Annotated in this window: 17 protein-coding genes; 7 read left to right on the top strand and 10 right to left on the bottom strand. The window is 61.3% G+C overall.

The features are described from left to right. Positions 1-51: 51 nt before the first annotated feature. Both OEG81_RS05660 and OEG81_RS05655 read right to left on the bottom strand, forming a co-directional pair. Positions 52-1545: a CoA-acylating methylmalonate-semialdehyde dehydrogenase gene (locus OEG81_RS05660; RefSeq protein WP_264131731.1), complete on the bottom strand. Its 1494-nt coding sequence runs from the start codon at positions 1543-1545 to the stop codon at positions 52-54. A 139-nt stretch (positions 1546-1684) separates the two neighbouring features. Next, positions 1685-2896, bottom strand: coding sequence for an ABC transporter substrate-binding protein (locus OEG81_RS05655; protein WP_412034116.1), 1212 nt, complete (start codon positions 2894-2896; stop codon positions 1685-1687). A gap of 234 nt (positions 2897-3130) precedes the next feature. Here OEG81_RS05655 and OEG81_RS05650 point away from each other — a divergent pair, with 234 nt between their 5' ends. The 4 genes from OEG81_RS05650 (at position 3131) to OEG81_RS18135 (ending at position 6205) form a co-directional block, all read left to right on the top strand. Further along, positions 3131-4051: a LysR family transcriptional regulator gene (locus OEG81_RS05650; protein ID WP_264131730.1), complete on the top strand. Its 921-nt coding sequence runs from the start codon at positions 3131-3133 to the stop codon at positions 4049-4051. 64 nt (positions 4052-4115) lie between these two features. After that, on the top strand, positions 4116-4748 hold the full coding sequence (locus tag OEG81_RS05645; RefSeq protein WP_264131729.1) for a TetR/AcrR family transcriptional regulator: 633 nt from the start codon (positions 4116-4118) through the stop codon (positions 4746-4748). Positions 4749-4796: 48 nt separating this feature from the next. Beyond that, positions 4797-5741, top strand: a complete 945-nt coding sequence (locus OEG81_RS05640) for an alpha/beta fold hydrolase (protein WP_264131728.1) — start codon at positions 4797-4799, stop codon at positions 5739-5741. 2 nt (positions 5742-5743) lie between these two features. Next, positions 5744-6205, top strand: a complete 462-nt coding sequence (locus OEG81_RS18135) for a DMT family transporter (protein WP_412034115.1) — start codon at positions 5744-5746, stop codon at positions 6203-6205. 10 nt (positions 6206-6215) lie between these two features. On the opposite strand, the gene OEG81_RS05635 is transcribed toward OEG81_RS18135, so the two are convergent. Beyond that, positions 6216-7163: a sensor domain-containing diguanylate cyclase gene (locus OEG81_RS05635; protein WP_264131727.1), complete on the bottom strand. Its 948-nt coding sequence runs from the start codon at positions 7161-7163 to the stop codon at positions 6216-6218. A 406-nt stretch (positions 7164-7569) separates the two neighbouring features. Beyond that, complete coding sequence (lptF, locus tag OEG81_RS05630) at positions 7570-8694, bottom strand: LPS export ABC transporter permease LptF (RefSeq protein WP_264131726.1); 1125 nt, start codon at positions 8692-8694, stop codon at positions 7570-7572. 55 nt (positions 8695-8749) lie between these two features. Here lptF and OEG81_RS05625 point away from each other — a divergent pair, with 55 nt between their 5' ends. The 3 genes from OEG81_RS05625 (at position 8750) to OEG81_RS05615 (ending at position 11615) form a co-directional block, all read left to right on the top strand. Further along, positions 8750-10252: a leucyl aminopeptidase gene (locus tag OEG81_RS05625; protein ID WP_264131725.1), complete on the top strand. Its 1503-nt coding sequence runs from the start codon at positions 8750-8752 to the stop codon at positions 10250-10252. A 70-nt stretch (positions 10253-10322) separates the two neighbouring features. Then, positions 10323-10775, top strand: a complete 453-nt coding sequence (locus OEG81_RS05620) for a DNA polymerase III subunit chi (protein ID WP_264131724.1) — start codon at positions 10323-10325, stop codon at positions 10773-10775. Positions 10776-10907: 132 nt separating this feature from the next. Further along, positions 10908-11615 carry a Bax inhibitor-1/YccA family protein gene (locus OEG81_RS05615; RefSeq protein WP_264131723.1) on the top strand — a complete coding sequence of 236 codons (708 nt, stop codon included), beginning with the start codon at positions 10908-10910 and terminating at the stop codon, positions 11613-11615. A 167-nt stretch (positions 11616-11782) separates the two neighbouring features. Here OEG81_RS05615 and rarD read toward each other — a convergent pair whose 3' ends face one another. The 6 genes from rarD to lepB are packed head-to-tail and all read right to left on the bottom strand — an operon-like array spanning position 11783 to position 16348. Further along, a complete protein-coding gene (gene rarD, locus OEG81_RS05610; protein WP_317135370.1) occupies positions 11783-12676 on the bottom strand; it encodes an EamA family transporter RarD in 894 nt (297 codons plus the stop codon). Then, entirely contained in the window at positions 12664-13245 is a 582-nt protein-coding gene (locus OEG81_RS05605) for a PIN domain-containing protein (RefSeq protein ID WP_264131722.1), read from the bottom strand. The genes rarD and OEG81_RS05605 overlap by 13 nt, the downstream gene beginning before the upstream one ends. Further along, positions 13242-13826, bottom strand: coding sequence for a DNA repair protein RecO (gene recO / locus OEG81_RS05600; RefSeq protein WP_264131721.1), 585 nt, complete (start codon positions 13824-13826; stop codon positions 13242-13244). Before recO ends, OEG81_RS05605 begins: the two co-directional genes overlap by 4 nt. Next, positions 13819-14706: a GTPase Era gene (gene era / locus OEG81_RS05595; RefSeq protein WP_264131720.1), complete on the bottom strand. Its 888-nt coding sequence runs from the start codon at positions 14704-14706 to the stop codon at positions 13819-13821. The genes recO and era overlap by 8 nt, the downstream gene beginning before the upstream one ends. Further along, positions 14703-15461, bottom strand: coding sequence for a ribonuclease III (gene rnc, locus OEG81_RS05590; protein ID WP_264131719.1), 759 nt, complete (start codon positions 15459-15461; stop codon positions 14703-14705). Before rnc ends, era begins: the two co-directional genes overlap by 4 nt. Next, the gene (gene lepB, locus OEG81_RS05585; protein ID WP_264131718.1) at positions 15461-16348 is read right to left on the bottom strand and encodes a signal peptidase I; all 888 of its coding nucleotides are present in this window, start codon (positions 16346-16348) and stop codon (positions 15461-15463) included. The genes rnc and lepB overlap by 1 nt, the downstream gene beginning before the upstream one ends. Between the last annotated feature and the right edge of the window lie 9 nt (positions 16349-16357).

The following is a 16357-nucleotide window of genomic DNA, read 5'->3' as shown; positions in this document are numbered from 1 at the left end:
GGCTATTATATGTAATAAAGAAATTAAAATATATTCTTTCTAGTTATAAGCTTACTTCATGGAAATGGTGGTGTTGACCCCCGATGCATGAGCGGACCAGCGCGCGGTGACCGTCTTGGTCTGCGTCCAGAAATGCACGGCCTGCTTGCCGTTGGGCCCCAGGTCGCCCAGCTTGGACGCCCGCGATCCGGTGAAGCTGAACCAGGCGACGGGCACGGGAATGGGAATGTTGATGCCGATCTGCCCCACGTCGATGTTGCTCTGGAAGTAACGCGCCGCGCCACCGTCCTGGGTGAAGACCGCCACGCCGTTGCCGTTGGGATTGGCATTGATGAACTCCACCGCTTCCTCCAGGGTATCGACGCCCACCACGCACAGCACGGGACCGAAGATCTCCTCGCGGTAGATGGCCATGTCGGCCTTGACGCCCTTGAACACGGTGGGCCCGACGAAATTGCCCTTTTCGTAACCCTGTACGTTCAGCTTGCGGCCGTCCAGCACCAGTTCCGCGCCTTCATCCACACCCTGCTGGATCAGGCCTTCGACCCGCTTCTTGGCATTGGGCGACACCAGGGGCCCCAGGTCGGCGTCGCGATCGGAGCCTATGCTGACCTTGAGCTTCTTGGCACGCTCGATGAAATCGGGCAGCCAGTCGCGGGCCTCGCCCACCAGGACAGCCACCGAGGTGGCCATGCAGCGCTGGCCGGCGGCGCCGAATGCCGCGCCGACCAGCTGGTTCAGGGCCACTTCGCGATCGGCGTCCGGCAGGATGACGCAGTGGTTCTTGGCGCCCATCATGGCCTGGCAGCGCTTGCCGGCCTCCGAAGCGCGGCGGTAGATAGCCGTGCCCACATGCGTCGACCCGATGAATGAGATCGCCTTGACGTCGGGGTGGTCGCACAGGCCATTGGCGATATCGGGGCCGCCATGCACCACATTCAGGACGCCCGGCGGCAAGCCGGCTTCCAGCGCAAGCTGGGCCAGCATCAGCGAAGAACTGGGATCCTGTTCGGAGGGCTTCAGAATGAAGGTATTGCCCGCCGAGATGGCCATGGGAAACATGAAACATGGCAGCATGATGGGGAAATTGAAGGCCGTGATGCCGGCGCATACGCCCAGGGGCTGTATCAGGGTATAGACATCGATGCCCGTGGCGGCGTTCTCGGCATATTCGCCCAGCTGCAGGGACGCCATGGCGCAGGCGTGCTCGATCACCTCCAGGCCGCGCCCCACTTCACCCTCGGCGTCGGGCAGGGTCTTGCCGTGTTCCAGCGAAATCGATTTCGCCAGGGCGGCGGTATTGTCGCGCACCAGCTTCTGCAGGTTCAGCATGACGCGGGTGCGCGTGGCCTGGCTGGTGCTGCGCCACTTGCGGAAAGCCTCCTTGGAATTGGCTACCGCCAGATCCAGTTCCTCTTTGGTGGCAAAAGGCACCTGCGCAACCACTTCCTGCGTGGCGGGATTGATGACATCCCGCCACTCGGTGGTCTTGGATTGCACAAGTTCGCCGCCGATCAGCAGCGGGATACGGGGTACGGCACTCATTCAGGTCTCCTTGGCGCATTCATGATGCGTATTGCAAATAAAACAAGCCGGGCACATCCGCCCGGGATTCTTCATTCCCGGTCCGGGACCCACCCGCGCCGCCAGCAAGCACGCGCAAGTTGCGGTCCCGGGGCCATGTTCAGCCTTTCTTGACCAGCGGGCAAGTCGATTCGGACAAGGGCTGGAATGCCTCGGCCGCCGGTATGGTCGCCACCAGCTTGGACAAGTCCCACTCGCCCTTGGATTCGGCCGGGGTCTTGACCTCGTACAGATACATATCGTGTATCACGCGGCCATCGGGGCGGATGGAAGCGTTATGCATAATGGGATCCTTGATGGGGATCTCGCGCATCTTGTCGGCCACCACCTGGCCGTCGGTGGACTGCGTTGCCGCGACGGCCTTCAGGTAATGCAGCACGCTGGAGTACACCCCGGCCTGCGTCATGGTCGGCTTCAGGCCATTGAATGCCTTGGCGAAGCGATCGGACCAGGCGCGCGTGCCGTCGTCGAAGTCCCAATAGAAGCCGTCGACATAGGTCAGGCCCTGCGCGTTCTCCAGCCCCAGCGCGCGCAGGTCGGACAGGAAAATCAGCAGCGAAGCCAGCCGCTGGCCGCCCGCCACGATGCCGAATTCGCGCGCCTGCTTGATGGCGTTCACCACATCGGCCCCGCCATTGGCCAGCGCCACCACCTGCGCCTTGGAGCTTTGCGCCTGCAGCAGGTAGGAAGCGAAATCGGGAACGTTCAAGGGATGCAGCACCGAGCCCACCACCGTCCCACCCAATTGCTTGACCATGTCTTCGGAACCCTTCTGCAGGGAATGGCCGAAGGCGTAGTCGACGGTAATGAAGAACCACGACTTGCCGCCCTTGTTGACCATGGCCCGCACGCCGCCGATGGACTGGGAATAGACGTCGAACATCCAGTGGAAGCCCACCGGCGAGCAGCTCTTGTTGGTCAGGTCCGTCGTGGCGGGCCCCGAAAACATCACGACCTTGTTCTTTTCCTTGGCGATGCCCTGCACCGCCAGCGCCACGGCGGAGTTCGTCAGGTCGGCGATGGCGCTGACGCCATCGCGGTCGAACCACTCGCGCGCCTTGGCGGCGCCCACATCGGCCTTGTTCTGGTTGTCGGCCGACACCAGCTGGATGTCCATGCCCTTGCATTCAGCGGCCAGGCAGTCCGCAATGGCGAGCTTGGCCGCCGCCACCGAACCGGGTCCGCCCATGGAGGCATAGGTACCCGACATGTCGGTCAAAATGCCGATCTTTACAGGAGGCGCCTTGGCGGCGGCGCCGGCGGCCATGCCCATGCATAGGCTGGCCACCAGGGTAAGCGTGAATTTCTTCATTGGTTAGTCTCCGGTCTTTATAGTTTTAGTGCATGGAGTGTGCCGCCTGAGCAACCCGGCTATGAGTGCGAACTCGAGCCAACAGCACACCGAAGCGCGGTCGGCAGCGGCAAGGCCGGCGGAACATTTCCAACGCCCGCGCTCCCATCCACTTTTGCAGTGTAGTTGTGTAAAAAACTTATTTCCACGACAATATTTGCACATTCATTGCTAAAAAATGCACAACAAAACCCTATGCTCGACTGGGATGGCCTGCGGTATTTCCTTGAGGTGGCGCGCACCCAGCGCGTCAGCGCGGCCGCCCTGCGCCTGGGCGTCCAGCACAGCACCGTCTCGCGCCGCATCCATGCCCTGGAACGCGAGCTTGGCACCCTGCTGTTCGACAAGTCGAAAGCCACGGGCTTCACCCTGACCGAAGACGGCCTGCGCTTCTTCACCTATGCCGAGCAGATGGAAGGCACGCTGATCAATGCCCGCGAAGACATCCTGGGGCAATCCCAGACCTTGTCCGGCCACTTGCGCGTCGGCTCCACCGAGGGTTTCGGCAATTATGTGCTGACGCCCCTGATGGTGGACTTCCAGCGGCGCTATCCGGCCATCACCCTGGACATCATGCCCGTCCCGCGTTTCATCAGCCTGTCCAAGCGCGAAGCCGACATCGCCATCTCCCTGGAGCGCCCCCAACGCGGCCCCTACCTTTGCACCAAGCTGCTGGACTACTCGCTGAAGCTATACGGCAGCACCGACTACCTGGCCCGCTCCGCGCCCATACGCAGCCTGTCGGACCTGGACAAGCACAGCTTCATCGGCTATGTGGAAGAGCTGCTGTTCAGCGACCGGCTGCGCTACCTGGACGACATCGTGGCCACCGACCGAGTCATCTTCAAAAGCACCAGCGTCATCGCCCAATACCACGCCGCCCTGCAAGGCCAGTCGCTGACCATCCTGCCCTGCTTCATGGCCGCCCAGGACCCGCGCCTGCAAGCCGTGCTTGAGGATGAAATCGTCGTAACCCGCAGTTTCTGGATGCACTGCCACGAAGACCTGCGCCATTCCAATCGAGTGATGGCGCTGTGGGATTTCCTGAAAAAGTCGGTGCAGTTGAATACTCCGTTGCTGCGCGGCGAAGCGAACAGCTTGCAATACCTGCCCTGAATTCAGTGCTCGTGGCTGGTTCGGCAGAAGGATGCTTAGTTATTTGCTCCCGCTTGATTAGGAAATGATTGTTTCCTATAATAATCTCATGAATCAAAAAACGGAAATTCCTGTCGGCCCTGGCCGGCCTCGCGAGTTCGATACGAATGCAGCCCTGGACAAAGCAATCACTCGCTTTAGCGAGTATGGGTACCACGGCACCTCTATCTCGGACCTGAATGCATGCCTGGGCTTGACGTCCGGCAGCATCTACAAAGCATGGGGAGATAAGCGGGGGCTCTTTCTGGCAGCGCTTGACCGCTACATGACACAGCGCAGCGAGGCGATTGCTGCTTGCTTGGCAAGCGAGCTTTCCGGCAAGAAAAAAATCGAGGTTTTACTCACTCAGTATGCACTACTGAGTAGTGAAGTCGCTGGCCGCACTGGATGCTTGGTTATTGAGAGTGCCGTCGAACTATCTCTGGCCGACAAAGAAATTTCCGATTTGATCGCTGCACAGCAGACTAGGCAAGAAGAGCAGCTCCTGCGCCTCCTTGAAGAAGGTCAGATGGACGGTTCCATTCGTACGGAGGTCAATGCCGCCAGCATGGCGAAGCTCCTCCTGGCACTTCAACAAGGTATGCGGATACTCGGGAAAACAGGATCAGACACCAGCACTATGCTGGGAATGGTTGCCGAGTTAATGCGCTTGCTCTAAAAAATTTCATTAATTAGGAAACGATCAATTCCATTTTAGGGAGCAGTTATGAGTATTCATTCAAAACAACCCGAGCATGTCGGTGCGGATTTCATGATGCGTACGGATTTCTGGCAACGATTTCGCCATGCGAGCGTTAGGGTTGGTGACGTTAACCTTCATTACGTGGAGGGAGGCGAAGGCCCTCCCGTTCTGCTGATTCCGGGCTGGCCACAGAGCTGGTATGCATGGCGCTACGTGATGCCGCAATTGGCTGATGCCGGTTATAGGGTCATTGCAGTCGATCCTCGGGGGATGGGGGAAAGCGACGCGCCAGCGGGTAGTTACGATATGGCCACAGTCTCCACCGAACTGCACCATTTTGCAGCGAAGATCGGGCTGTTCGAGAACGGGCCAATCGATGTCGTGGGACACGACGTAGGCAGCTGGATCGCCTATGCATGGGCCGCTGACTGGCGCTCCGACATTCGTCGCGTCGCAATGTTCGACGCTCTAATACCAGGACTTTCAGCAGCGCGCAGTGATCTGCCCGCCGAGGAGGCAAACCTGCGCAGTTGGCATTTTTCTTTCAACCAACTCGATGAGCTTCCTCGGCTGCTAATAGCTGGGCGCGAAGAGGTTTTTCTAACCTGGCTGTTTCGCGCGAAAGCGCTTCAACCCTGGACAATTACAGCCGAAGATATCGCGATCTATGCGCGTCAGCTAGCGGCTCCCGGGGCATTGCGAGCGGTGACCGGCTACTACCAGTCGGCGCTTTCACCCGCAGGGGTTCTCGCAAACCGCCTTCGCGCTGAGAAGCGGCTCGACATTCCAGTGCTGGCTGTTGGAGCAGAGCGAGGAGTCGGGGATCGTATCGTGGATGCATTGCAGTCTTTGGCGGACGATGTGCAGGGCGACGTAATCTTGAACGCCGGACACTTCCTTCCAGAAGAGGCTTCGAATCATGTATCTGAACTGCTGGTGGATTTTTTCGGCAAGCAGCCAAGGAAATAGCGATGTCTTGGTTCTTCTTTCTTCTTGCTGTGACTGCCGGAGCAATGCTTCCCTTGCAGGCGCTCGTCAATGCTCGTTTAGGACGCGCAATAGGAGGCCCCCTCTGGGCGGCAGCTCTCTCTGCATTGCTGGTGGCGGCCATACTCGCATGCGCCGCACTCGCGTCCGGCAGAACATGGCCAAGACCATCGCAAATGACCGGTCTGCCTTGGTGGGCCTGGACCGGAGGGCTGTGCGGGGCTGTCGTGCTGTCTGCAACCACTGCCGTCGCTCCGCGTATAGGCGCTGCCAACATGATTGCGTTAGTCATGGCAGGTCAGGTGACCGCCGCTATGGCATTGGATCGCCTTGGCTGGTTTGAGATGGCGGTACAACCCTTCAGCTTTCAGAGGACGGCGGCAGCGGGTTTGCTTCTTGCCGGTGCAGTGCTAATGAGTCTCTGCCCGCAAGGGTCTCAACTGTGAACTAGTACGCTTAGGCCTTCAACTGCACATGCTCAATGCGGTGCCGCCCGTTGTTCTTGGCCGCATATAGCTGCTGATCTACGGCTTTGATGAAGGCAGCAGGCTCGGCCTGCTCATCTGGCACCACTGTGCCCGCACCTATGCTGACAGTAACGCGCCTGCCATGCGGCGACAGTGCATGCACGATAGACTTCATCTGGAGCAATCGCTGGCAGCGTTCAGCGACTTTCCGGGCCACCTCGGCATCGGCTTCAGGCAGCAGCACGACAAACTCTTCCCCGCCGTAGCGCGCAACAAGATCGCGAGGGCCATCTAGTGCCAAACTCAGCGTCTGGGCGATATCCACCAAGCACTGGTCACCCTGAGCGTGGCCATACAAATCGTTGTACTGCTTGAAAAAATCGACGTCGAACAACAACATAGACAATGGCTGGCGTTCGCTGCGCGCACGCTCCCACTCCAATTCGAAACTGCTATCAAAGCGACGCCGGTTGGCAATGTTCGTCAAACCATCCTTGAAGGACAGGGCCTCCAATTCTTTTTGCAAGCTCAGCAACTCCTGCTCGGTCTTCTTGCGCTCGGTGATGTCAAACATGAAGCCGATCAGCGCTTCGGCCTCGCCTCTGTCATTGCGCACCACGTGCACAACGTCGCGAATCCATACATAGCCGTTGTCCTTGGTCAGCGCTCGGTAGTCCGCCTCATGGTCTATGCCGGCTTGGGATTGGGCGACGCAGAAATTCACCACATATTCACGGTCCTCGGGATGCATGCGCATGGCCCAGTCCTCCACGCTCACCCAGCTCTCACGGCTCCAGCCCAGCAACGCCTCAATCTGAGGGCCGATATAGGCGAATTTCATCGTGGCCCAATCGATCTTCCAAGGAATCGCCTTGGTCGATTCCAGCAAGGTTCTGTACACTGCGCTGTCATCAAAAAGCTTGCTGACATCGGACATACCCAATCCTTCCTCGATCCTGATTAACAAGCCACTTTAGCTTAAAGCCGATGAATTTCAAGGCGTGGCGGGCAGGCAGAGGCTGGGGGACCTTTGAGCAAGCCGCCGGCCTGGCTTGGAAGCGGGGGCGTAAGAGTGCGCGCTGTCTGAGCAAATGGTCAGTCCGGGGGACTGACCATTTGTGAGTTCGCGCACGTCCCCCGCTGGAAAGCCGGGACAAGGGAAGCCCGAAGGGCCGCAGCGATGGGAGCCCAGCCTCTGCCTGCCCGCCTCGCCGGTTAAGAAAGCTAACTGACGACTGCCTATAAACAGCAGCACTCCAAAAACGAAAAAATAGCTCGGCACAAAATGACATGTGCCTACACAGCAACAGAAATCGACGACGGCAAAATCAGAGTTGATCGACTCAAGTTGCCGCAGCAGGTCGCCCCTTAGGCTCCTTAGGCGCCTTCACCCTTAACTTCCGCCACATCATATACATCATCAGCGCCGTAAACAGCGCATGAATCAGCCAGACCCCCACGCCGAAACTCAGCTGCCCCTTCCCTATCCAGCCTCGCGACAGATTGATCAGGTTCATATACAGCAGGCCGACCAGCCCCGCGATCAGGAAATCCCCAGACCGCCCCAGCCGCGGGTTCACCGCCCCCAAGGGAATCGCCAGCAGAGCCAGGTTCAGCGCCGCCAGAGGCAAAGCCATCCGCCACATGATCTGCGAACGCGCGTCATTGTTATCGTCCATGAAAAGCTGCGCCGTCGGGCGTGCCTTCATTTCGCTTTCCGCCATCTGCCGGACCGCGTCGATGGAACTCGCACTGGCCTTGCTTTCCAGCCTGAAACCATAGCGCTCGAAATCGATCATGCGGAAATCCGGCTTCCCCGGTTTCAAGTCATAGCGATGCCCCTGGCTGAGCACCAGGAAGCGATCCCCGTTTTTCTCGTTCTGTATGCGCGCGCTTTCGGCCGTGATCACGCTGAGCCATTCCGGATCGATTACCCTGGCGACCACATTGCCCATCTCCTCGCCCGGCTGATTCGGCTCCTCGGCAAAAAACACCCTGGCGCCGTCTTCCGTTTCGATGAACTGCCCCGCCGTCACCTTGGACAAATCGGATCGCTGCTCATAGCGCTGCCTGTACTCGCTGATCTGCCGGTAGGCCCAAGGCGAAGCCATCAATGTCAGTATCGCGATCACCACCGCCACCGGCACCGCACAGCGCAGCACCGGACCCACCCAGTCCTTCAGAGACAGGCCGCTGGCAAACCACACCACCATTTCCGACTCGCGGAAATTGCGCGTGACCGTCGTCAGCACCGCGATGAACAGAGACACGGCCAGGATCACCGGCAAGGCGGTGATGCTGGAAAAAGTAGCCAGGCCGAAGACAACGTCGGCGCCTATGGTTCCGTTGGCGGCCTCGCCCAGCAGGCGAACCAGCAGGACACTCAGCCAGACGACCAGCAGGGTCGAGAACACGACGCCCGCGTGACTGGAGATTTCAGATACTACGGAACGCTTGAATAGTGACATGAGAGAATATGCGGGATAATCGTAAGCATCTTATGGACACTTTCGGGAAACTCGAATGGAATTTAGCACACAGACCACTGCTTCCTTGCATCAAATCAAGACGCCGGCCCTGGCTGTAGGCGTTTTCGCCGACGGCATGCTGAGCCCGGCCGCCGACGTGATCGACCGCGCCAGCGACGGCGCCCTGCGCGAAGCACTGAAAACCGAATTCAAGGGCAAGCCCAACACCCATCTGGTTTTAAGAAAGCTGCCCGGCGTATCCGCCACGCGCATCATTTTAATCGGCCTGGGCAAACAAGACAGCTACAACGCCGCCGCCCACGCCGCCGGCGAACTCGCCTTTGCCAACTACTGCGTCAATGCGAACCTGGCCGAAGGCGTGTCCGCCCTGGCCGCCATCGAATGCACCGACGCCAGCCTGCGAGCCCGCGCACGGGCCGCCGCGGTTGCCGCCGGGCGCGCCACCTACCGCTACAGCGCCACCCTGAGCAAGAAGCAGGACGACGCCCCCAAGCTCAGGAAGATCACGGTGTGGATCGCACGCACCCAGGCCACCGAGGCGCAGAACGGCCTGCGTGAAGGCCGGGCCATTGCCAACGGCATGAATCTGACCCGCCTGCTGGGCGACCTGCCTCCCAATGTGTGCACGCCCACCTATCTTGGCGGCACCGCGAAAAAGCTTGCCAAGGAATTCAAGAGCCTGAAGGCCGAAGTCCTGGATCGCAAGCAGATCGAAGCCCTGAAAATGGGTTCCTTCCTGTCCGTGGCGCGCGGTTCGTACGAAGCGCCCGCCTTCATCGTCCTCAAGCACGCCGCCGCCGGCGGCAAGGCATCCGCGAAGAACCGCAAGGCCCCCATCGTCCTGATCGGCAAGGGCATCACCTTCGACGCCGGCGGCATTTCGCTCAAGCCCGCCGCCAACATGGATGAAATGAAGTACGACATGTGCGGCGCCGCCAGCGTGCTGGGCACCTTGCGTGCCGTGGCCGAACTGGAACTGGACCGCGACGTCATCGGCCTGATCCCCGCTTGCGAGAACCTGCCCAGCGGCCGCGCCAACAAGCCGGGCGACGTCGTGACGAGCATGTCGGGGCAAACCATCGAGATCCTCAACACCGATGCCGAGGGCCGTCTGGTGCTTTGCGACGCCCTGACCTACGCCGAGCGCTTCAAGCCGGCGGCTGTCATCGACATCGCCACCCTGACCGGCGCCTGCGTCGTCGCCCTGGGCCACGTCAACACCGGGCTGTTCAGCAAGGACGACGCACTGGCCGACAGCCTCTTGCGGGCCGGCCGCGAGGCCAACGACACCGCCTGGCGCATGCCGCTGAACGACGCCTACCAGGAACAGCTGCGCTCCAACTTTGCCGACATCGCCAATATCGGAGGCCCTCCGGCCGGCGCCGTAACCGCCGCCTGCTTCCTGTCACGGTTTACGGCTGCCTATCCGTGGGCCCACCTGGACATCGCCGGCACGGCATGGCGCAGCGGCAAGGACAAGGGCGCTTCCGGACGGCCTGTCCCCCTGCTGGTGCAATATCTTCTTGGCCAGGCCTGACTCCGGTGCTCAAGGCCATGAAACATGCAGCACAGGCGGGGCCGGCCCAGGCGGGCCTCGAAGCCGCCCGATGAGCCGGGTGGATTTCGCATTCGGTGCCACAGACCGCCTGCGCATGGCATGCGAAGTGGTGCGCAAGCACTATCTGGCGGGCCGCCCCCTGCTGGTCTATACCCAGGACAAGCAAAGACTGGCCCGCTTCGATCGCCTTCTGTGGGGTTTCGATCCCGAGGCCTTCGTGCCCCATGTCCAGGCCGACGACCCCCTGGCCGCGCAGACCCTGGTGCTGCTCACCGACACCTCGCCCGTGCCCGCGCCCAATCGTGAACCCGGACCGCCGCCCTGGCTGATCAACCTGGACCTGCAATGTCCGCCGGGGGCGGAGCGCTTCGAGCGCATACTGGAAATCGTCTCGGGCCACGAAGACGACAAAAACGCCGCGCGCCAGCGTTGGCGCGAATACCAGCAAGCCGGCCACGACCTGCATGCGCACGACGTCTCGCCAAAAGATACAGGCGCATAATGTCGGAAGAAACCCGCATAAGCGCCCGTTTGGCTTGCATATTCAGGTATTTGTAAGTTACTCTGGCACTACGATTATGGAACCTGGGCCGCGCAGGCCTGTCCAATTGCTTCAAGAACCAAAGGATAGAACATGAGCGACTTCCGTCAACCTCTCGCAGACGCCAACGGCTACGCCTCCGCATCATCGCTGACGGTACGCAACCGCGTCATGCGCAATACTTATTGGCTGCTGGCCCTTTCGCTGATACCCACCGTGCTGGGCGCGCTGGTCGGCCTGAATACCGGCATCAACCAGGTCATGGGCAGCAGCCCCGGCACCAGCGCCATCGTCTTCCTGGTGGGCGCATTCGGCCTTATGTACATGATCGAACGCAACAAGAACAGCTCGGTGGGCGTCGCCCTGCTGCTGGCCTTCACCTTCTTCATGGGCATCATGCTGTCGCGTCTGCTGGGCCACGTCATGGGGCTGGCCAACGGGTCGCAGCTCATCATGATGGCCTTCGGCGGCACAGCCGTGGTGTTCGGCGCCATGGCCAGCGTGGCCACGACCAGCAAGCGCGACTTTTCCACCATGCACAAATTCCTGTTCATCGGTGTCGTCATTCTCATCGTCGCATCGCTGGCCAATATCTTCCTGCAGCTGCCCGCGCTCATGCTGACCATTTCGGTCATGGCCATCGCCATCTTCTCGGCCTTGCTGCTGGTCGACCTGCAACGCGTCATCAATGGCGGCGAAACCAACTACGTCACCGCCACCCTGGCCATCTACCTGGACGTCTACAACATTTTCGCCAACCTGCTGATGCTGCTGGGCATCTTCGGCGGCGACCGCGAATAATCCTTGTGTTTTCGGCGGCCCCCGCCGCCCGAAACGCAGATCGCAGCAAGCAAAAACCCGGATCAGGCTTTGGCGCCAAGTCCGGGTTTTTTGCATCGGGGGTCTTTTTGTAGAAGCGGCTTCCGTCCCCGTCCTCTCTCGCGGTAGACAGCGTGTCGTTGCAAGGGTCAGCGGCCTTCCCGCTGCCACTTGCGCGCACCTTCCGCCGCCATCAAGGCAACGGCGAACCAGATCGGTATATAGGTCAGCCAGGCGGACGGATCTATGCCCTCGTCCAGGAACAGGTAGGCCACCCAGAACAGCAAGACGGGTTCCACATAGCCCAGCAACCCGAACAGGCCCAGTGGCAGCATGCGGCTGGCCGACATATAGAGTATCAGGGCAGCCGAACTGATCAGGCCCAGCACAGGCACCAGCCCCAATAGTCTGGGCGCCTGGGTAAACTGGACCAGCACGCTGATATCCTGGCTGTACAGGATGAACACGGCGGCCGGCGCGATCAGTAGCATATCGAACCACAAGGTGCTAAGCGGGCCTATTTTCAGGGCGCGGCGCAGCATGAAATAAGGCGGATAGCCGAACATCACCAGCGCCGTCGCCCACGAAAACGAATTGACCCGGAACAATTCATGCGCGACGCCCAACGCCGCCACCAGGACCGCCACAGTCTGGATGCGGGTGAGTCTTTCCTTATAGGCAACGCGTCCCACCACCACCATGACCAGCGGCAACAGGAAATACCCCATGGAGACGTCCAAAGCCTTCCCATGCAGCGGCGCCCAAACGAACAGCCACAGTTGCACGCCGATCAGCGCGGCGCTGACCAGCAGCAGCGCGCCCAGGCGTACTTCGCTGCGCAATCTTCCATGGATGGTCCTGACTTCCTCCCAGCCCCGGGCGCGGGAAATCAGCAGCGCCAGAGCCGGCAAAGCCAGCACCACCCGCCAGGCGAAGATCTCCTCGCCGCTGAGCGGATGCAGTATCGTCGCGTAGTAATAAATGGCGGCGAAAAGGCAGGACGAAAATACCGACAGGGCCACGCCCCGCTTCATGCTGGACATAGACAAAGCCTGTTCAACCTAAAAAGACGTTCGCGCCGGAGTATGGCCTCTACCGTCTCCGCATCCCGGCCCGGGGCCAGGGCATAATCGGGCAGCTTGCGAAGCAGGTCCGACATCATGCCGGGGTGATCCTGCCAGCAGCAAAGCAGCAATTGATCTGGGTCCAGCAGCTCCAGCCCAAGGCCGCGCAGTTCGGATCGATTGAAGTCCCTGATGTTGCGTGTAACGATGGCGACGCCGCCCTGCGGCCGCCGCGCCAACACCGCCCGGCCGGCCGCGACCACGTGCCAGTCCTTGGGGTCGCTGCGCTTCAGGCCCGATTTGAATTCGGTGACATCGCCCTGGTCCGCCAGCGGGAAGGCCAGTTGCAAGGCATCCCATTGTTCCTGAACATCATCGGCGGAAACACCCCACAGACGCGCCGCATTGCGCCGCCATTCGTCGCCAATGACCGGGCTCCATGCCAATTCAAAACAGCCTTGGGCGGCCAGGTGCAGCAATGCCCGGCGCAAGACATTGGAGATCAGGACGCAGGTATCCAGCACGATGGTTTCAGGCAAAACGTTCAATATCGCTGCAGCTCCATCAAGACCTTGCGGGTCAGCAGGGGCCGGCCCAGCAATTCGTTCAGGCGGTCGCGCAGCGATGCGCGCAGCCCAGGCTCCTGCCGCGGATCGTCGAAGTCGGGTGGATCGTCGCCCAGTCCGTAGCCGGTCTCGTTCAGCAGCACCCATTCGAAGCGCCTCAAGGCGCTGGCGGCGGGCTGCTGGCTGGCCAGCTGCCGCAGGGCCGCGTCGTAGGCATCGTACAGGACGTCGTGGGGATCTTCGCGCGGCAGCAGGCGCAGCAACAATTCGTTCATGTACCAGGCCGACATGTAGGAACGGCCGCTCAGCGGCCGTATGCCCGCGGACTCGGCCCGCGTCAGGGTCTTGACTTCGCCCGCCCCGCTCCAGGACAGGACCAGGGGCTGGAACGCGGACAGCACCGGGCGCAGGACTGAATACGGCCGCTTGGCCCCCTTGGCCACCAGCGCCACGACGCCGTGATCCCGTGTAAACACCTGGACGATGAGCGAGGTTTCCCGCCATGGGGCGGCATGCAGCAAATAACCCGCGGCATCCTGAACGCGTTGCGCCCGCTTACTCATATCCCAGTTCGCGCAAGGCACTCTCGCGGTCGGACCAGCCCTTGCGCACCTTGATGTAGACGTCCAGGAACACCGGCTTGTCCAGCAGCTTGACCATGTCCTGGCGAGCCTCGGACGCGATGCGCTTCATGTGCGCGCCGCCCGCGCCCAGCAGGATGGGCCGGTGCGTTTCGCGCTCGACCACCACGCAGGCCGCCACCCGGGCGCCTTCATCGTTTTCTTCCCATTGCTCGATGACCACCGTGCAGCCATAAGGCAGTTCGTCGCCGACCAGGCGGAATATCTTCTCGCGTATGAGCTCGGCCACGATAAAGCGCATGGGCCGGTCGGTCAGGGTGTCTTCCTCGAACATGGGCTCGCCTTCGGGCAGGCGCGCGCTGATCTCGGCCAGCAGGTTGTCCAGCTGCACGCCGCGCAGGGCGCTGACCGGCACCACCGCCGAATAGGGAAACTGCGCCATGATCTTGCTGACGTAGGCGAACATGTCGTTCTTGCTTTTCAAGGCATCGACCTTGTTCACCACCAATATGGTGTTGCCGGATTTCGGCAGCAGCGGCAGCAATTGCGCGTCGCCCGCCGACCACTTGCCCGCCTCGACCACATGGACCACCACGTCGACGTCGGCCAGCGCCTGGGTGACCACGCGATTCATCATGCGGTTCATGGCTCCGCCATGGCGGGTCTGGAACCCAGGCGTATCGACGAAGACGAATTGCTCGTGCTCGCGCGTCAGCACGCCATGTATGCGGTGCCGCGTGGTCTGGGCCTTGCGCGAAACAATGGATATCTTGCTGCCTATCAGCGCATTGGCCAGGGTGGACTTGCCCACATTGGGGCGGCCGACGATGGCGACAAAGCCGCAACGGAAGGGGTTTGTCATTTGTTCTCCTGGGAGACCGCGACAGGCAGTGAAAGCTGGGTCGACTTGCGGGCTCGGCCCGAGCGCGAGCCCTTGGCCGGAACCAGCGCGCCTATGGCCGCAATCGCCTGCTCGGCCGCCGACTGTTCGGCCGCGCGCCGGCTGGAGCCGGCCGCCGCCACCTTGATGTCGAGCTTGGGAATCTGGCACTCGACTTCGAACATCTGGTTGTGCGCCGCGCCGTGCGTGGCTACGACCGTATACAGGGGCAGATCCAGCTTGCGCGCCTGCAGGAGTTCCTGCAGCAGCGTTTTCGGATCCTTGCCCAGCGTCTTGGGATCGACGTTGACCAGCACCGGCTCGTACTGCTGGGCGATGACTTTCTGGGCCGCCTCGAAGCCCCCGTCCAGGAAGACGGCGCCGAACAGCGCTTCAAGCGCGTCGGCCAGGATGGACGGACGGCGGAATCCGCCGCTTTTCAGCTCCCCTTCGCCCAGGCGCAGATACTGCGACAGGGACAGCCGGGTGGCGATGTCGGCCAGCGATGCCTGCTTGACCAGGTTGGCGCGCAGGCGCGACAGATCGCCCTCGTCGATCTTGGCGAACCGCTTGAACAGCAAGGCGGCCACCACGAAATTGAGGACCGAGTCGCCCAGGAATTCCAGGCGCTCGTTGTGATGCGCGCTATGGCTGCGATGCGTCAGCGCTTGTTCCAGCAGGGACGCATCATTGAACTGATGGCCCAGCGCCGCCTGCAAGGAAGCCAGGCCGGCCATTAGCGGAACCCGCCTATGCGGCTGGGCGAGCTGAAGTTCATCCAGATGAAGAAGGCCCGGCCGACGATGTATTCGTCGGGCACGAAGCCCCAATAGCGGCTGTCCAGGCTGTTGTCGCGATTGTCGCCCATCATGAAATAATGGCCCGGCGGCACGGTGCAGCGCACGCCGTTGCCCAGGTATTCGCAGTTCTGGCGGAAGGGATAATCGGAAATGGCCATGTAGTCCTGCGCCGCCTGCTTGTTCAGCAGGATGTCGTGCTTGACCGGCCCCAGCTGTTCGGCATAGCGCCCCACATAGGCGGAGCGGTCCGGCTCGAAGTAATCGCCATCGCGCTCGTGGGCGATCGGCTGGCCGTTGATGGTCAGCACCTTGTTCTGGTATTGCACGACGTCGCCCGGCAGGCCCACCACCCGCTTGATGTAGTCGACGTCCGGGTCCACCGGATAACGGAAGACCATGACGTCGCCCCGGCGCGGCGAGCCGATGTCGATGATCTTCTTGTCGATGACGGGCAGGCGTATGCCGTACTGGAATTTGTTGACCAGGATCAGGTCGCCGTTCTGCAAGGTGGGCAGCATGGAGCCCGACGGAATGCGGAAGGGCTCGACCACGAAGGAGCGCAGGGCGAACACGAACAGGATGACGGGAAAGAAGCTGACGCAGTACTCGACCCACCACGGCGCCCGGTTGGCATTGTCGTAGGCCTCCTGGCGCACCCGCAGCGCCTCGGCCGCGGTCAGGCCCGCAACCGCCGGTTCGGCGGCCGCCATGGCCGCGACGCCATTGGCCCGGCGCCTGGCGCGCAAATAGAAGAAATCGAGACACCAGACGACGCCCGTCAGGACCAGCAGCAAAAATAAGATAAGGGCGAAATCCCAGCTCATACCCGGCAC

The organism is Pollutimonas sp. M17, assembly GCF_025836975.1.
Lineage (GTDB): Bacteria > Pseudomonadota > Gammaproteobacteria > Burkholderiales > Burkholderiaceae_B.
Note: the sequence above shows the minus strand (reverse complement) of the source record. Positions and strands in the feature narration are given on the sequence as shown.